The 17490-nt window shown below is 33.9% G+C and carries 14 protein-coding genes; 9 read left to right on the forward strand and 5 right to left on the reverse strand.

Going from position 1 to position 17490, the window contains the following annotated elements:
* The first annotated feature begins 17 nt into the window (after positions 1-17).
* Positions 18-872: an SDR family oxidoreductase gene (locus tag ACKPCA_RS06355; protein WP_321281987.1), complete on the forward strand. Its 855-nt coding sequence runs from the start codon at positions 18-20 to the stop codon at positions 870-872.
* A 115-nt stretch (positions 873-987) separates the two neighbouring features.
* Here ACKPCA_RS06355 and ACKPCA_RS06360 read toward each other — a convergent pair whose 3' ends face one another.
* Complete coding sequence (locus ACKPCA_RS06360) at positions 988-1635, reverse strand: DUF5675 family protein (RefSeq protein ID WP_321281989.1); 648 nt, start codon at positions 1633-1635, stop codon at positions 988-990.
* Between the two features lie 995 nt (positions 1636-2630).
* On the opposite strand from ACKPCA_RS06360, the gene ACKPCA_RS06365 reads away from it, so the two are divergent.
* The 8 genes from ACKPCA_RS06365 to ACKPCA_RS06400 all read left to right on the forward strand — a co-directional run bounded on the left by ACKPCA_RS06365 (position 2631) and on the right by ACKPCA_RS06400 (position 12898).
* Positions 2631-4133: a TlpA family protein disulfide reductase gene (locus ACKPCA_RS06365; protein ID WP_321281991.1), complete on the forward strand. Its 1503-nt coding sequence runs from the start codon at positions 2631-2633 to the stop codon at positions 4131-4133.
* A 73-nt stretch (positions 4134-4206) separates the two neighbouring features.
* Positions 4207-5811: a DUF4369 domain-containing protein gene (locus tag ACKPCA_RS06370; RefSeq protein WP_321281992.1), complete on the forward strand. Its 1605-nt coding sequence runs from the start codon at positions 4207-4209 to the stop codon at positions 5809-5811.
* 23 nt (positions 5812-5834) lie between these two features.
* Positions 5835-6560 (forward strand): hypothetical protein, encoded by a 726-nt coding sequence (locus tag ACKPCA_RS06375; RefSeq protein WP_321281993.1) that lies wholly within the window; start codon positions 5835-5837, stop codon positions 6558-6560.
* Positions 6561-6742: 182 nt separating this feature from the next.
* Complete coding sequence (locus tag ACKPCA_RS06380; protein WP_321281994.1) at positions 6743-7321, forward strand: porin family protein; 579 nt, start codon at positions 6743-6745, stop codon at positions 7319-7321.
* A 164-nt stretch (positions 7322-7485) separates the two neighbouring features.
* Positions 7486-8316, forward strand: coding sequence for a nitroreductase family protein (locus tag ACKPCA_RS06385; RefSeq protein ID WP_321281996.1), 831 nt, complete (start codon positions 7486-7488; stop codon positions 8314-8316).
* A 497-nt stretch (positions 8317-8813) separates the two neighbouring features.
* Entirely contained in the window at positions 8814-11075 is a 2262-nt protein-coding gene (gene pflB / locus ACKPCA_RS06390; RefSeq protein WP_407660171.1) for a formate C-acetyltransferase, read from the forward strand.
* 126 nt (positions 11076-11201) lie between these two features.
* On the forward strand, positions 11202-11927 hold the full coding sequence (gene pflA, locus ACKPCA_RS06395; RefSeq protein WP_321281997.1) for a pyruvate formate-lyase-activating protein: 726 nt from the start codon (positions 11202-11204) through the stop codon (positions 11925-11927).
* Positions 11928-12031: 104 nt separating this feature from the next.
* Positions 12032-12898, forward strand: a complete 867-nt coding sequence (locus ACKPCA_RS06400) for a formate/nitrite transporter family protein (RefSeq protein WP_321281999.1) — start codon at positions 12032-12034, stop codon at positions 12896-12898.
* A gap of 140 nt (positions 12899-13038) precedes the next feature.
* Here ACKPCA_RS06400 and ACKPCA_RS06405 read toward each other — a convergent pair whose 3' ends face one another.
* From ACKPCA_RS06405 to ACKPCA_RS06420, 4 genes are all read right to left on the reverse strand, one after another.
* On the reverse strand, positions 13039-13746 hold the full coding sequence (locus ACKPCA_RS06405) for an acyltransferase (protein WP_054721330.1): 708 nt from the start codon (positions 13744-13746) through the stop codon (positions 13039-13041).
* 547 nt (positions 13747-14293) lie between these two features.
* Positions 14294-16357 (reverse strand): ATP-binding protein, encoded by a 2064-nt coding sequence (locus ACKPCA_RS06410; RefSeq protein ID WP_321282001.1) that lies wholly within the window; start codon positions 16355-16357, stop codon positions 14294-14296.
* Between the two features lie 607 nt (positions 16358-16964).
* Positions 16965-17153 (reverse strand): YgaP family membrane protein, encoded by a 189-nt coding sequence (locus ACKPCA_RS06415; protein WP_407660172.1) that lies wholly within the window; start codon positions 17151-17153, stop codon positions 16965-16967.
* A gap of 11 nt (positions 17154-17164) precedes the next feature.
* Positions 17165-17473 (reverse strand): hypothetical protein, encoded by a 309-nt coding sequence (locus ACKPCA_RS06420; protein ID WP_054721328.1) that lies wholly within the window; start codon positions 17471-17473, stop codon positions 17165-17167.
* Positions 17474-17490 lie beyond the last annotated feature (17 nt).

Below are 17490 nucleotides of genomic sequence, written 5' to 3' on the forward strand. Positions count from 1 at the left end.
CAATTAAAGTATAGGATATGAAAATAGCAGTTACAGGGGCTACTGGTCAACTAGGTAGTCAAGTTGTTGAACAACTTAAAAGCAGAGTTTCAAATGAAAATATTGTAGCCTTGGTAAGAGATACTGAAAAGGCTGCAAATTTAGGAGTAGAAATCCGTGAATTTGATTACAGTAAACCAGATCATCTTTCGAAGGCACTTAATGGTATTGATCGCCTATTATTGATTTCGGGTACGGAATTTGGGCAAAGAAGTGCACAACACAAAAATGTAATTAATGCAGCTAAAGAGGCTGGGGTAAAATGGATCGTCTATACAAGTGTTCTTCATGCCGACACTTCGCATTTAAATCTTGCTGCTGAGCACCTAGAAACAGAACAAATTCTAGCAAATTCAGGTCTTGAATTTGCCATCCTAAGAAATGGTTGGTACAGTGAAAACTATACTGCATCGGTTCCTGGAGCAATTGGCGGAGGCGCATTTTTAGGAAGCGCTGAGGAAGGAAAAATTTCATCCGCGGCAAGAGCTGATTATGCCGAAGCTGCTGCAATTGTAATTGCAGATGAATCACATAAGGGTAAAGTTTATGAATTAGCTGGTGATGATTTTTACACCTTAACCGATTTGGCTGCTATCATATCGAAACAAACAGGGAAAAATATCCCTTACAACAATTTGCAGGAAGAAGAATATGCCAATATTCTTAAAAATATTGGTCTTCCAGAGGGATTAGCTATAGGATTGGCAAGTTGGGATGTGAGTGCTTCTAAGGGTGCTTTATTCGATGATTCACGCACACTTTCTTCTATTTTAGGAAGACCAACAACTCCAATTGCTGAATCAGTGAAAGTAGCTTTGCAGTATTTTTTTTAGGATTTCAATCAATAATGGAACAAGTATAAAATAACCCAGTCAAATCGAAAAACATTCACTGGGTTATTTTATTTTAAGGTAATAAACTATTCTACTTTATTACTATAAAGATACTCTACGCCTCTTCCAAATATTCCTCATCCACCCAACCTTCTATCAATACCTTGCTCCAGCCATCATGCGATTCAAGAACTTTGGTTCGTGTTTTTTGGTTTAGAACTCCTTCCACTTCTCCACTTGGCGACTTTCGCAAATTAAGCCTATTGGCAGCCACAACTGCATTAGTCAATTGGGGTTGATTTTTCTGAGCAGGAATACCATCAACAATCTCAATCCAAACTCCTTCTCCATCCTCAATTGCATCTAAAATAATCTTATAGATTCCCTGATATGCCTTTACACTACTACTAACAAACCCTTCCTCTATTTGGTTGTTATTGGCACCATCTCCCACCAATATACATCCTTCAGTATCTTCCTTTGTATTGCCAAAATGAATATAGACATATTTGAAATTAGGCACATTCAACAAGTGCAGCATTCCCCTGTGCATATTGGGAAACTTCTGACTGTACCGATGATTTTGTCCACCTTCTGTTCTGAGGGTAATCCCATAAATCCCTGCCGGTATACATGTCTCCCCTGGTATTTTCTCTTCTCTCATTGCATCTTCGAGTGTATAACAGGAAAAATGCCCATCAATAAACAACATGCCCAATGTAGAGCTTTCCGACATGCTGTATCGTATCAATTGTAAATTCATTTCTCTTATAATCAGTTAAGGGTAATGTTTTTATCTATGAATTATATTTTAAAACAGATTATTTTACGAAATTGAAGAACAAGATAAATGTCAATGGTATTCACAATTGCTAGCAGATATCTTGTACAGGTCATATATTTTAAATTAATCTGTAAGTTTTCTATTGTTTGATTCTTCGACGATTTAACTTTATTTATTAGATTTACAAAGCAAATGGCTTTGTTGTGTTTCTATGCATTGCATTTTTTGGTTTACTGACATTTACCATAGGTTTTTTAAAAACAATCAACAGAGCACATTTGTTTTTCGACATTAGTGGACCTTTGGGTTTCCATTCCCATTGGTTCACTATTTGTTATGTGTATTTCAGCCTACACATACACTTCCTAGAAGAAATTTTACACCCATTTTTAATTATGAAAATAACTTCTAACAAGAACATATATCCCCTATATAATACACTCATACCTCTTAAACCAAATTGCAAACATATTTTACACTCAAAATTATCCTCAAACAAAATCACAAGCCCTAATTAAAATTGCAAATCAATTTGCATTTTTATTCCCCTGTCGTTTTATACAATTTATCGGCCTGTATATTCAAACTTTACGATTAGATTTTATTGATTCCCAAATTTAATTTACTGCAGCTTGATAAATTAATTAATTAATTTACCCTTCCCTCTATCCAACATATTCTTTTTTAAAACGATAATGAAGTTATAATTATTGTAACAAACTAGCAAATATTTTAACATTAATTTTGTTAATATTATTTTGAATGAATTGATATTACTAAAAGTTTCGTTTTAATTTTTATGATTTCTTGCTTAAAGATTAAATGTTATGTACATTTAACAACTTGATGCGAAATAAATGATAGAATTGCAGACCATTTTCTCTCTCAACCATACTCTATAACGAGGAATGGGAATTCAGCACCATGGTCATAGCAGTAAAAAGAAAAATATCACCTTAATTCAGATTTAATTTATGAGACATTACCTTCTTTACATTTTCTTTATAGCAGCAATTCTTAACTTACCTTCTTGCAATGAATCAAAACCTTTACAAGCAAACAAAGCAATTATCACCGGAGAAATAATCAATTTATCTCAACACAAAAATAAAACATGGATCGAAGTTTTACATCCTGATATTTTTGCTCAATCAGCTCCCTTCAAACAGATTAAAATAGATTTAACTGGTAAATTTAAATATGAAGCCAAGCTTATAAGTCCCTCACTTTGTTGGGGAATTTATAATAAATCGTTTCCATTCGTAATTAGTCCAGGTGATAGTTTACATTTCACTATCGATGCTAATATTTGGAATGACAAATCAAGAAAAGCGGTAACAAAAGGGGATTATATCCAAATAAGTGGTACAACAAAAGAAGACTATAACAATATCCGAAAATTTCAAGAATGGGCAAGTGACTCTTTATACACAAGATCACTTAGACAATCTATTGATGAAGCAACAAAGACAAAATCACCTGAGGAGTTTAAGAATTTCATATCTACAATAGAAAGTAATTCTAAAAGTATAATTGATAAATTTGGAAAAGAATTTGGTGCAGGACCATTGTATTACGACATACTTAATACAGAAAACAAATTCAGAAACTTAGATAATTTAATGCGCTATTGGTGGTCAAATCCTATGATGAATAATGTTAAAACAGAAGACATTAAATTGCCAAATAATTATTTCTCCTTTCTGGAAAACTACAATATGAACAATCGCAATTTCTTTGTTTTACATCAATCTGATTTCATTCAAGAATTACTGAATCTATATCAATTCCAAAATAAAGAGCTAAGAGAAATATTTCTTGACATTCGTGATAACAAAGAATATGCAAATGTCCCTAACTCCTACTTTCCCGAGCAAGCAAACTACATAAACAAGAGCTCATCTGGGATAACGAGAGATATGCTTTTGTATTTATTTGCCATACAAAATTTCAAGAAAACACCACAAAACTCATTAATAGCATACTCCGCCGTTAAAGATTTAGTTCAAGATTCGTACATCGCCAATCACTTAACCGAAGAATACAATAAACTTACACTTAAAAACAATAACACCATAAAATCCAAACCGACTGAAAATACAGTACTTGATTCTATTATTGAAGTGAATAAAGGCCAGGTATTATATGTTGATTTTTGGGCACCGTGGTGTGCTCCTTGTATGATGGAAATGAAACCTTCCCAAAAATTGAAAAAGAAACTAAATGGCAAACCGGTTCAGTTTGTTTATTTGGGTTGTAGATCCAATAAAGCCCAATGGGAAACTGCAATTGCAAATAAAGATATCAATGGAATAAATGTACTGCTCACCGATGAGGATTACTTTACACTCAGTAAAAGATACAACATCAAAGGAATACCTCATTTTCTATTAATAGATAAATCGGGTAATGTAGTAAATCAAAATGCACCAAGACCTAGTAATAAAAATATTGAAACTCTTATTTTAAAATTATAATTACATGAGACCAAACACCTACTAGAATAATACATAGTCTCATAATCAAATCACAAACCAAAACACCCAAAACATGAAAAATACCCTACTAATTTTATCAGTACTGATGGCTTTATTTATAGCTGGAAAATCCATCGAAAACAATAATCCTTTTATCCTCAATGGTCATATAAGTGGCATAAGTAAAGGAGAGATTGTATTGTTAACATTTGCAGAAAAAGGCTATCAAACAGACACCAGTGAAATTGTAAATGGAAATTTTCAATTTAAGGGGTACTATCCAAAACTAATTATGGGAACATTGCGATTGAAACTAAAATGTAATGGCGAAGAGGTGGTTCTAAAGAAACAGATAATGCTTGAGAATGTGAAAATGAATTTTAATGGATCGGTTAATGATTTTGAAAATGCCAAAATTACCGGTTCTGTTATTCACGACGATTACGAACGCTGCAAAGAAGGCAAAAAACAAATTCGCTTAAAATACGAAAGAATAAAACAGAGCTTTCCTAAGTACAATCCCAATGCAAGTGATGAGGATAAGAAGGCATTACAGGCAAAATATGCCAAACATAAAAAGGAGCTTAATGCTGCAATTAAGCAATACGAGAAAGATTTTATGCAGAAGAATCCCAATGCACTTTACTCAAGCTACTTATTTGAAAGAGCAACCATTTTCAGATCCTATGAGCAACTATACGAATTGGTGAAAGATTTGCATCCTGATTTAAAGAAACAACCTTATGTAGCCAAGGTAATCAGCAAAGTTGAAAACATGCGTAGACTCGAAATAGGTCTGGACAAGATCATGGATGGAGTGGATCCGGTTTCGTATCAGGTAGATAAAGAATACAAAGGAAAACGTGTTCTAGATGTAATTTACCTGGCAAGCTTTAAGAATAACGAACTATGTGCGCTTAAAAAAGATGGAACCATCATTATTTTAGATGAAGTTGGAAAAGTTACAAAACGTTTTAAACCTACCATTTCAGGGAAACCTACAGCTATTTCTGTGGATATCGAAGACAATATCTATGTATTCTCGAGCGAAATGAAACTTGTAAAGAAGAAGATTCGTGGTAGAATGGTATCTAAAGAATTGCCTGTTGGCGTAGAATGTCAAATTTTCTCAAAAGAAGGTGAAGCAATTAACAAGTACAAGTTATCTGGTGTTCATATTGCATCGGGCAGTCGTGTTGTAGATCAACACCTGATCGTATCAGATTGCAAACTAAAAAAGATTCAGATTCATGATAGAACATCAGGCGAATTTTTAAAGGAAATAGACGATATGCGTGCCTGCTGTGGTATTCTTGACTTCTCTGTAAACCAAAAAAAGGAGATTATTGTTGCCAATCTAGGAGCATTCAGAGTTCAAGGTTTCGATTACAATGGAAACAGTTTAATGGCATTTGGTAAGCGCGGGAAAGAAGTGCTGGATTTTCACGGATGCTGTAACCCTGTTAGTGTTGCTACCCTTTCGAGTGGTGCCATTGTTACGGTTGAAAAAGACCCCACTAGAATAAAAGTATACAGCAATAAAGGTGCAAAACAAATTGAGGGTATTGAAGAGTTGGTAAAGGGTTGTACTTACATACCAATGATTGTTGATAGCAAAGAAAATCTTTATTTGGCATCCGAGGAAAAAGGAATTGTAAAGTGTTGTATAGTTAAGTAAACATTAAAAATAAACAAACTAGAATGCAAGGAGAAATCATCATCATCGCCTTTGTAGTAATAACTGCCATTGTGTTTGGGTTAGTATTTTATTTTAGCAAAAAAGCAATTATCAAGCGTAAACTAAAGACTTCTGAACTTAAGAGGCTTTCTAGTTTCAGAAGTGGAGAAACAGCTAAAATAGTAGGAAAAGTAGAATTTGTTGATTCTCCTTTAATTGCTCCTCTTTCAGGACGAAAGTGCTCCCATTATCATGTGCTGATTGAACAAGAAAGATCAACAGGAAAAAGCTCAACATGGGATACTCTTGTTGATGAAGAAAGACACAGCAAATACTTGATTAAAGATGGCAGCAAATATGCTTACATTAACGATAGTCTATTGAAATCTTACATTGTTGAGGATGCCAAGTACAAATCAGGCTTTTTGAATGATCCTACCGAGAATATGGAATCTTTCTTAAGCAGCAAAGGAATTGATACTACTGGTTTGTTTGGCTTTAACAAAACCCTTAGGTGCAAAGAGGGAATTTTGGAAAAAGATGAAGAGATTGCCGTATACGGTCATGGAGAATGGAAGGAGGCCAAAGAATTAGGCCTTCCTGAAAAGTATGGACAGGTTCTCGAAATTACCGCAACAGGTGAAGAAGCCATTTACCTTAGCGATGATCCTGAAACAACAGAGGAAAATGAAACCAGTTTAAATTCTTCAAGAAAACATGAGGTAAAAAGAAGTCGATATCGGAAATAGCAATTGATAATTTTACTACAATCTAAGGATTAATTACATCTCACAAATTAACATTAAGAATATTTATCTTGACAAAGAATTATCATTTATTCATCAACTAATTGGATATTTATATTGTACATTATAATCCAAAACAAGTTTATTTCGTATGTTAGCTATGTTAATTTAAAATATCAAATCACATGAAAAAATTTTTACTACTAGTTGTTGTACTATTTGCTGGTACAAGTTTGTTTGCGCAAGATGTACAATTCGGTTTAAAAGGTGGATTAAACTTTGCAAATTTTAAAGGAGACGATATTGAAGATACTGATGTGAAAACAGATATCTTCATAGGTGCTTTCGCAAGATTTGCTATTGATGAAAAACTTGCATTCCAACCAGAAATGGTATACTCTCGCCAAGGATTCAAGATAGATGGAGATGGTGGTGATATCACATGGAAATCAAATTATCTGAACATTCCATTGTTACTTCGTGCTGAATTAGCTGACAAATTCCATGCTGTTGCGGGACCACAAATTGGCTTTCATTTAAGTTCTGAAGCTGAAGTTGACTCGGGTGATGCAACTATTAGTGGCGATGCAGATGATCAAATGAAAGGGTTAGATTTCGGGCTAGCACTTGGTTTTGAGTATGATATAACTGAAAAAGTTGCAGTAGGTTTGAGATACAATTTAGGATTATCGAATATTATTGATGAAGATGATGCAAAAGTTCAAAACTCAGTATTCCAGCTAGGAGTATCTGTTGCTTTCTAAAATTTTGCAACATTAAAATATTAAACCTGTCCATTTGGGCAGGTTTTTTTTATGCAATTCGATCAGCATTTTAATTATAAAAAGATTGTTTCCATATAAAATAAGTATTCTATTTTTGTCGCGAATTTCCATTTGGAAGATACAAGAATTGAAAATCAAAAGAAATGATCGACTTTAAAGTTGCAGAAGACAAGTGTATTGAATGTGGCCTATGTAAAGAGGATTGTCCGGTAGGAATTATCAACCTTACTCCCAAGGCTTCCATTGCTAAAGAAAAAGAAAAGAACTGTATGAAATGTCAGCATTGTTTGGCCATTTGCCCAACTGCTGCAATTTCTATATTAGGAAAAAAGCCTGAAGATTCGGTTTCTTATAAAGCTGAAATGCCATCAGCTCAGGCCATGAATAATCACATTAGAACCAGAAGATCAGTTCGCAAATTTAAAGATGAAAATTTGGATCAGGAATTGATACAGGAATTGATAGAAACAGCATCTCATGCGCCAACTGGACACAATGACAATGCCGTATTATTTTCATTAATAGACAATAAGGAAGACATCCTGATTTTCCGAGATGCAGTTTATAAGGCCATCAAAAAAGCATCTGTCGAAGGGAATCTTCCTAAAAAATATGCCATGCTTGCTTCATTCCAAAAACTATGGGAAAAAGCTGGCGTTGATATCATTTTTAGAAATGCTCCTCACATGCTCATTGCAACTGCTCCAGCTAAAGATGCATCTCCAAAAATAGATTCAATAATTACCTTAACTTATTTTGAATTTGCAGCCAATGCGAATAATGTTGCTACGCTTTGGAATGGAATGATTACTTGGGTTATTGAAGAAATTGATCCTTCGCTACGAGATCTGATTGGAATCCCACAGGATCATTCTGTAGGTTACACCATGATATTTGGAAAAGCGGGTGTAAAATATGCCCGAGGAGTTCAATCTGATGGATTACATTTGAATAAAATCAACTTAAAAAATTAAGCCTATTTGCCACAGCCTCGTTTTTCTACAAACGAGGCTGTTTATTTTATACAGTTCTCTTCTAATATCAATTCCAATTTCTCTAAGAGTTTTTTTAGTATAGCCTGTTCATTTTTCAACAACACTTCTACTTAACACATAAGTGTTAAATAATGTTTTTCGCAGAATTATCCAATTATTATAAAAACAGAACTCTTTTCAACTAGATTGATTCTAAATTGACTATTTTCACATTGTAATCTCTACATTGCAAAACTCCAAGAATACCAGAAACTTTGGCCTTCTGAAAAGCTTTGCATTAGCAACATCATTACATCTTGGTATTGCGCAACAAAAAAATAGTCTGTTCCTTTGCGCTCTGAAAGGAAAACGGACATGTTTATCTTGTTTATTTTCTATGGCTAGATTGTCAATTTTGATAATCAAACACAAAATATAATTTTAAACACAACCATTTCGAGTTCAAATTCAACATTAAGGATTTGAATTAATCATGATTGAAGAAATTCAATCAAAGAAAACTATTAACTGCAATGGTAAAAACGCAATTTAAAGCCGGCGAATGGCAAAAGACAATTAACGTTAGAGATTTCGTTAGTAACAATTTAACCTCATACACTGGGGATGCATCATTCTTAACAGGAGCTACAGAACGTACTAAGCAATTGTGGCAAATATGTCTTGATGCTGTAAAAGAAGAACGTGCAAACAATGGTGTTCGCTCTATCGATACTGAAACTGTTTCAACTATCGCTTCTCACGGTGCTGGATATATTGACAAATCTTTAGAGGTTATCGTAGGACTACAGGCAGATGAATTGCTTCGCAGAGCAATGAAACCATATGGTGGTATCGCCGTGGTTGAAAAAGCTTGTACAGAACAAGGTCTTGAAGTTTCAGATCGTGTTAAAGATATTTTCCGTAACTACGCAAAAACTCACAACGATGGAGTTTTTGATGCTTATACAGCTGAAATCCGTAAGTTCCGTTCATTAGGATTCCTTACTGGTTTACCAGATAACTATGCTCGTGGTCGTATCATTGGTGACTACCGTCGTGTAGCTCTATATGGTATCGATCGTTTGATCGAAGCAAAAAAAGAAGATTTGGAAGGCTTAAATGGTCCAATGACCGACCAAACTATCCGTTTGCGTGAAGAAGTTGCTGAGCAAATCAAAGCTTTAGGACAAATCAAAGAATTAGGTGCTAAGTATGACTTGGAATTAGGTCGTCCTGCTGAAACTGCACAGGAAGCTATCCAATGGGTTTACATGGGATACCTTGCTGCTGTAAAAGAGCAAGATGGTGCTGCAATGTCACTAGGTAACGTTTCTACTTTCCTTGATATCTACATCCAAAGAGATCTTGAAGAAGGAACAATTACTGAAGAATTTGCTCAGGAAATGATCGACCAATTCGTAATGAAATTGCGTATGGTTCGTCACCTACGTATGAATGCTTACGATGAGATTTTCGCAGGTGACCCAACGTGGGTAACTGAATCAATTGGTGGTAGAACTTTGGACGGAAGATCAAAAGTTACCAAAACTTCTTTCCGTTTCTTGAATACACTTTACACATTAGGTCCATCACCAGAGCCAAACATGACAGTTCTTTGGTCTGATCAATTACCAGAAGGATTCAAGAAATTCTGTGCTCAGGTTTCTATCGATACTTCATCAATCCAATACGAGAATGACCAGTTGATGTGTGATACTCGTAAGTCTGACGACTATGGTATTGCTTGTTGTGTATCATATCAGGAAATTGGTAAGCAAATCCAATTCTTCGGTGCTCGTTGTAACTTGGCTAAAACCTTATTGCTTGCCTTGAACGGTGGGCGTTGCGAAAAAACAGGTACTCAGTTGATCAATGGTATTCCTGCATTGAAGAGTGATGAGTTAGATTACGAAGAAGTGATGGCTAACTACACTATCGCAATGAGAGAAATGGCTCGTGTTTACAACGATTCTATGAATATCATTCACTACATGCACGATAAGTACTACTACGAAAAGGCACAAATGTCATTGGTAGATACAAATCCTGCAATCAACCTTGCTTATGGTATTGCTGGTCTTTCAATCGTAGCTGACTCTCTTTCTGCTATTAAGAACGCAAAAGTAACTGCAGTTCGTAATGAAGAAGGATTAACTTGTGACTTTAAAATTGAAGGTGATTTCCCATACTACGGTAACGATGATGACCGTGTAGACTGTTTCGCTGTTGAGATTCCTAAGATCTTTAACGGATTATTGAAAGAACTTCACACATACAAGAATGCAGAGCCAACCATGTCTATTCTAACCATTACTTCTAACGTAGTTTATGGTTTGAAAACAGGTGCTACTCCTGATGGTAGAGCTGCTGGTGTACCATTTGCGCCAGGTGCAAACCCAATGCACGGACGTGATACTAACGGTGCAATTGCTTCTTTGAATTCTGTAGCAAAAATCAACTACGAAGATTCATTGGATGGTATCTCAAATACTTTCTCAATCGTTCCTAAATCGTTAGGTGCAACTGCTGATATCCGTCAGGATAACTTGGTAACTATGATGGATGCTTATTTCATCAAAGGAGCTCACCATTTGAACGTGAATGTATTGAACCGTGAGATGTTGGAAGATGCAATGGAGCGTCCAGAAGAGTATCCACAGCTAACTATCCGTGTATCAGGATATGCTGTAAACTTTGTACGTTTGACTCGCGAGCAGCAGCTTGAGGTAATCTCTCGTAGCTTCTTCGAAAAAATGTAAGAACGTTTTTCTACTTATATACCGAGATCCGGGAGTACTTTGTGCTTTCCGGACTCGTTTTTTATTTAAGATATGAATCTAAGTCAAAATAGATGGATTCATTAACTAAACAACTAGCACTCAACTATGTTAAACGTTCATTCATTCGAATCCCTTGGCACTTACGATGGTCCGGGTATTCGTCTTGTTGTATTCCTTCAAGGGTGCGCATTTAAATGCCTGTATTGCGCCAACCCAGACACAATAACTTTTAAAGGAGGGACTCCTACTCCACTTGAGGAGATCATGAGAAAAGCACGCAACCAACGTCCATTCTTTGGCAAGTTGGGTGGTGTAACCATCTCAGGAGGAGAACCATTATGGCAAGCTGCTGAATTGAAAAAGTTATTCAAACAGCTAAAAGAGGAAGATTTTAATACATGTATCGATACCAATGGTAATGTTCTTAACGATGATGTGAAAGAATTAATCTCTAGTACCGATTTGGTTTTACTTGATATTAAACATATTAATCCAGACTGGCATGTAAAGCTTACAGGTAAGCGAAACGATACTACCCTAAAATTTGCCAAACATCTGCGTGATGAAAATATTCGTACTTGGATGCGTTACGTTTTGGTTCCAGGATATTCTGATCAACCAGAATATTTACATGAAATGGGTAAGCATTTTCAGGAATATGGAAATATTGAAAAACTAGAAATTCAGCCCTATCACAAACTTGGGGTTCACAAATACGAACACCTAAAGTGGGAATATAAACTTGAAGGGGTTCCTGAAAATACAGCTGAGCAGTTAAAAACTGCAAAAGATATTCTTAGCCAGTATTTTAAAGAAGTAATTATTAATTAGTAAATAGAACCTAGTACTGAGTAGATAGTAAGGAAAAAACATCAAGAAGAAGTAAAAAATTTGATAAACACTTTACTATAAGCTGAACTACTAAATATAAAAATATGTCATTTCAAGAAACAACAGAAGTCATTGAGGTGGTAAAACCAAAATCTGCTACAGCTGTAGTAACGCCGCAGGTTTCAACAGGATTTTATTCTCCAAAAGAAACCGTTGAAGAAGTTAACCACACAGCTGAGGCAAAGAAAGTAATGCCTGCCAAGAAAACCTTTGTATTGGCCATTTTAGCAGGAGGATATATTGCTATGGGTAGCTTATTAGCCTTGGTTGTTGGTGGTGCGATGCCAGGCTTAGCAGCAAGCAACCCGGGATTACAGAAATTCTTTTTCGGAGCTGTTTTCCCATTAGGACTAATTCTTTGTGCTGTTGCTGGAGCTGAATTATTTACTGGAAATACAGCTTATTTTATTCCTTCGGTACTCTCGAAGAGAATGTCTGTTAAGGTACCATTAAAGAATTGGGCCATTGTTTATTTCGGTAATTTTATTGGATCTATCATTGTCGCCTACTTTCTGGTTTATCTAACTCAGGCAATTATGCATTCTCCATCGGTGGATTCCGCCATTAATATTGCCATTGCAAAAACATCAAATCCATTTTACAAAACTTTCCTAAAAGGAATAGCTTGTAACTGGATGGTTGCATTGGCAATGTGGTTGGCCTACGCATCAAAAGATATTGCGAGTAAAATTTTAGGGATTTGGTTCCCGGTTATGGCTTTTGTTGCAATGGGTTTTGAACACTGTGTTGCCAATATGTTTTTTATTCCTGTGGCTATTTTTCATGGTGCTGATATTACTTGGATGGATTTTGTAATAAAAAATCTAATCCCGGCCACTTTGGGAAATATCGTGGGTGGAGCACTATTTGTTGGAACAGCTTACTGGTATGTTTACGATAAGAAAAAGTAAACAATTGAAAATATATCTTGCCTAAAGATTTTATTTCTGTTATTTAATTCAAGAAGAGCCATTGAAATATCAATGGCTCTTTTTATTAATTATCTTTTTCTTTCGTTGCTTTCGATAAAAAGTATTCTTGGTAGTAAGCTCTAAAAATTAGCAACCATATGATCAAATCCATCAAACATTGACTGGTGATTCTTTTTATAATTTTCATATGAATCTCCCATCTGTTTTCTCATTTTCTTTTGAGCTTTCTCATCCAATGAATCCAAAAAATCATCTATTTTATTACCATTTACAAACAGCGAATACTCATCTTTAAAGTCTTCAATGGTAGGTTCGCGTCTAAGCTCATTCTTTATTCGAAGGTAATTATCCTTTACTTCTTCGGCATATTTTTTCTTAGATTTCTCGTAGTATTCATCGATTGTACAAACGGCTTTCGCCGGTCTGCCTACAGCAATACAATTTGAAGGGATATCCTTAGACACTAATGAGCCATGACCTATAAATACATTATCACCAATAGTCACTCCCTTTAGAACTGTTACCTCTCTTGCAAACGCAACATTATTCCCTATTTTAACTTTCCCAGTAGAATGAAGAGGCAAGAAATCATTGTATTTAATTTTATACAATCTTGAGACAGCATCATGAGTTAAAAGTGTAAAATTCTTATTAAAATATACATTGTCGCCAATTTCGATTAACCATGGTCTTGTTAAGTCAAGATCAATTGTCTTCCTATTTTTAAAGTGAATATTCTTTCCCATTATAACACCTTTTTTTTTCAGGTAGCGATGGAATCGTTTCTTTGAGGTAAGAGCAAACAGGTATCTTATCTTTCGAATCATATAGAATATCTATTGTTTGGATGGCAAAAATAAGAGTTCCGTGAAAAATACAAAGGTTTTGATGCAAAATTTTTAAGCCGCAAAAGACTGTATATCAGACTTAAAAACTATGTTTAGCATCATAATTTTCTATAAAAACCGAATTGTTAAAATTAAATTACTACTATCATTTCTTAAACATGCTCATCAACATGTACTTAAAATATATTTCAACATTAACAATTCTTTAACACAATTTAACATTTATCTAATTCTACGTGTATTATTAAATTAAACATCAGGTTTTGTCAAAAAAAGGAGTCTTATGAATTACACTACAAAATATAGTTTCTAGGTAATATTTAATAGTTTTCAGAGTTTAAATTTTTTAACGCATTAAGACACTTAATCATATCTTTACTTATGTATTAATACAACCTCTTATTGCGGAATTGTATTTCTACAATAATTATAACTGAAGGCCTTATTTATGCGTAAAAAAAGCACCATTCAAATATCTATTGCTCTATTATATATTAGCTTATTTTTTATTCAAATTTTTTGTATCTTAAACTCTTATTGGTAAAGTAAAATAAAAAGTTGTACCAACCCCAATTGTAGATTCACACCAAATTTCTCCTCCCAACAGTTCAACCAGGCCTTTCGAAATAGATAAACCAAGACCTGTTCCACTATTGTTCTCCATTCCTTGATTTTTAACTTGCAAAAATCGATCGAATATATTCTCAAATTGATCTTCAGGAATTCCCACACCAGTATCTTTAATCTTAAACAATAAAGAAGCACTATCCCTTTTCGAGCAATGAATTAATACTATTCCCTTACTAGTAAATTTACATGCATTTCCCACTAAATTAATCAGTATTTGCTTTAATCTTACCTCATCGGTATATAAACGATCATGCATTTCAGCCAAATCAATTTGTACCTTCAGCTCAATGCTATAATTTTTTATTTTATCATGATTTGCAAAAGTATCCTTTACGTTATCTATTATATTTTTAATACTAACCTCTTCAATGTACAATTTAATTTGTTCGCTCTCAATCATGGAAATATCGATAATATCATCAATTATCTTTTGCAAATAGTCGGAACTTTTCTGAATAAAATTACAATATTTAAGCTGCTTATCTTTAGATAAATTTGGTGTAGCTAATAGTGAAGAAAAACCAACTATACTATTCATAGGTGTTCTTATTTCATGTGACATATTAGCAAGAAACTGCGTTTTTAAACGATCTGCATTTTTAGCAATTAATGTTGCCTCTTTTAGCTGCTCTTCTCTTTCAATTTGCATTGATATGTCACTCATTATTCCGAGCATTCGATAGGCCTTATTGTCTTTATCTTTAAGGAAGGTACCCTTGTCATTTATAGGAACATATGAACCATCTTTTCTTTGATATCTATATATTACATCATAGTTTTCTCCATTGGCAATTGATTTTTCTAGCAATTCCGTGGCCTGAATCACATCATCTGGATGAACAAATTTCTCCCAATCCTTTATGGTAATTGATTCATACTCCTTTGGACTAACTCCTAAAGTATTCTTCAAATCCCCAGACCAAAGAACAGAATCATTTAATATATTATAATCATATACAATCTGCCCTCTCTGCTCTGCAACAATCCTATATTTTTCTTCACTTTCTCGTAAAGAGTTTTCCGCAATAAGCCTTTGTTGAAGTTCTGTATTTAGTTCTGAAGTACGTCTCTTTACCAAATTTTGCAATCTTCGGTTAAAAACCAAAATAACTGAAAATACGATTAACAAAACCAGAATGATACTACTAGACCAATACCAGAAGTTCTTTCGTTCCCAAAATTCACGAGTTGAAAGAAAAACCCAGTCTTTACGTATTTTGTTTTTTTCACTTCTATTAATTGAACGAATTGTTTTATTTAGAATATCCCTTAAAATTGACATATCGTCCCGTACTCCCATCGCAATTCTATAGGTAAAATCGACATCACCTGCCACATGAAGCTTCACAATACCCAAATTCTCTAGATGAAATGAAGCCGATGCTAAATCCACAATCATTGCATCTGTTTCATTGAAAACTAATTTTTTAAGTCCTGTTAAATCATCTGGTACTAAATCTAAATCTAATTCAGGATAATTTTTTACCACATATTCATGTACAGCAAATAAATTACTTACACTAACTTTTTTTCCCTGTAGGTCACTTATAGACAACTTTTTATTTTTACTGCTAATAATTACTGCAGGCGATTGATAATAGGGTTCTGTAAAAAGTAAATATTCGCTACGTTGAGGAGTTTTTGCTATAGAAGTAGCAATTTCAACTTTTTTATCTTTAATTAAATTTAAGTTTTCTTCCAGGTTATTTCTATGCGTTCGAATGAATTTAATATTCAATTTTTTTTCAATTAAATTTAAATAATCATTCGAAATACCAACCACCTCATTTTTAGAGTTTAGAAAATCAAGTGGCGCAAACAAAGGATCTTGAACAACCCTAATTGAATCACCATTTTCTAAAAGCCATTTTTGCTCATCCTCATTTAGAAAGCCAGCTGCATCCTCCTTTTGACATCCAAGTAAAAAAACAATTAATATTAATAGGAATATATATTTCATTTAGGCAGAGTTCTATTAACCTACTAAATTTAACCATCAACTTCTACAATTACAAATGCATGATATTAGCTTATCATCTTTATCAATCAGACTAATTTTTCTTGATGGCTACATTCCCATAATTGTCCAATTAGAGCTTAAAATTTATGCTCAATCATTCATGCATAATATTTCATTAAATTCTCAGTACATTAAAAAGGCCCAAAACACATCATTAGTTTCTGATAATCTGACAAAAAGAATCTATTATGAATGTTTAATAAAACATATAATCTATATGAATCCTACTACTTTTAGGCCTACAACATCACTTTTATATAAAAAGGTGATAGACGATTTAAAATTTGAGTATACTTCTGGTTGAAGACTTAGTATGCTTCTTGTCGGAAACTTAGTATGCTTCTGGTTGGAGACTTAGTATACTAAGTTTTTGATTTGTGTTTCAATTCCACTATCAAACCAGAGCAATTTCAGTAAAATCAATCTTACCTTTAGTATTTTTCACCAAAGTGTAACCCGTGCAAATAAATCTACATTTGAATATTTAAAAAATCCCGAAACTATAAATAGATTCGGGATTCCAATCAATAAAAACTCAAACTACGGATTAACTATCCACTTTAAAAACTTTTCTAAGAATATCGTCCATCAAACACCATTTTGTGATTGAAGATTGTAAGAGATTTAAACCTACAAAGGCTGTTAATAATAACCAGTAAATGTTTACATAGACTGCCAGCAATATACTAACCAATATCAAGGTCCCGGCAATTGCTCTTATAATTCTCTCTCTCATTGTTTTACTTATTATATAAATTTTTCAACATCTAACATGTATGCATGAATTGGACTACAACAATCAATTCCTTCATTGAATTCTTCGATTTGCTTCATCAATTCATCACCTTTTCCCTGATCTAAAAAAGAAAAAGTAGCGATAGAATCGTAATAGTCTTTACTGGAGGCAAACCAGTTTGGAGCCTCACATTGCTCATTACGTTTATTAGTATAACCTTTCACATCAAACTCACTATAAGCATCAATAGCTGCTTTATTATAAATCAGTTTTAACTCTTCATAAAATGCTTTCACACAAAAAATGATAACAACTTTCATCTGTTTAAATTTTATTT

This window comes from Marinifilum fragile (assembly GCF_963677365.1).
GTDB lineage: Bacteria > Bacteroidota > Bacteroidia > Bacteroidales > Marinifilaceae > Marinifilum > Marinifilum fragile.

Excerpts from the sequence above, each read along its gene's own strand:
- ACKPCA_RS06360 (WP_321281989.1), bottom strand. The coding sequence starts at position 1,635 with ATGAATTTACAATTGATACGATACAGCATGTCGGAAAGCTCTACATTG.
- ACKPCA_RS06420 (WP_054721328.1), bottom strand. The coding sequence starts at position 17,473 with ATGAAAGTTGTTATCATTTTTTGTGTGAAAGCATTTTATGAAGAGTTA.
- ACKPCA_RS06355 (WP_321281987.1), top strand. The coding sequence starts at position 18 with ATGAAAATAGCAGTTACAGGGGCTACTGGTCAACTAGGTAGTCAAGTT.
- ACKPCA_RS06385 (WP_321281996.1), top strand. The coding sequence starts at position 7,486 with ATGATCGACTTTAAAGTTGCAGAAGACAAGTGTATTGAATGTGGCCTA.
- pflA (WP_321281997.1), top strand. The coding sequence starts at position 11,202 with ATGTTAAACGTTCATTCATTCGAATCCCTTGGCACTTACGATGGTCCG.
- ACKPCA_RS06375 (WP_321281993.1), top strand. The coding sequence starts at position 5,835 with ATGCAAGGAGAAATCATCATCATCGCCTTTGTAGTAATAACTGCCATT.
- ACKPCA_RS06400 (WP_321281999.1), top strand. The coding sequence starts at position 12,032 with ATGTCATTTCAAGAAACAACAGAAGTCATTGAGGTGGTAAAACCAAAA.
- ACKPCA_RS06410 (WP_321282001.1), bottom strand. The coding sequence starts at position 16,357 with ATGAAATATATATTCCTATTAATATTAATTGTTTTTTTACTTGGATGT.
- ACKPCA_RS06405 (WP_054721330.1), bottom strand. The coding sequence starts at position 13,746 with ATGATTCGAAAGATAAGATACCTGTTTGCTCTTACCTCAAAGAAACGA.
- ACKPCA_RS06415 (WP_407660172.1), bottom strand. The coding sequence starts at position 17,153 with ATGAGAGAGAGAATTATAAGAGCAATTGCCGGGACCTTGATATTGGTT.
- ACKPCA_RS06370 (WP_321281992.1), top strand. The coding sequence starts at position 4,207 with ATGAAAAATACCCTACTAATTTTATCAGTACTGATGGCTTTATTTATA.
- ACKPCA_RS06365 (WP_321281991.1), top strand. The coding sequence starts at position 2,631 with ATGAGACATTACCTTCTTTACATTTTCTTTATAGCAGCAATTCTTAAC.
- ACKPCA_RS06380 (WP_321281994.1), top strand. The coding sequence starts at position 6,743 with ATGAAAAAATTTTTACTACTAGTTGTTGTACTATTTGCTGGTACAAGT.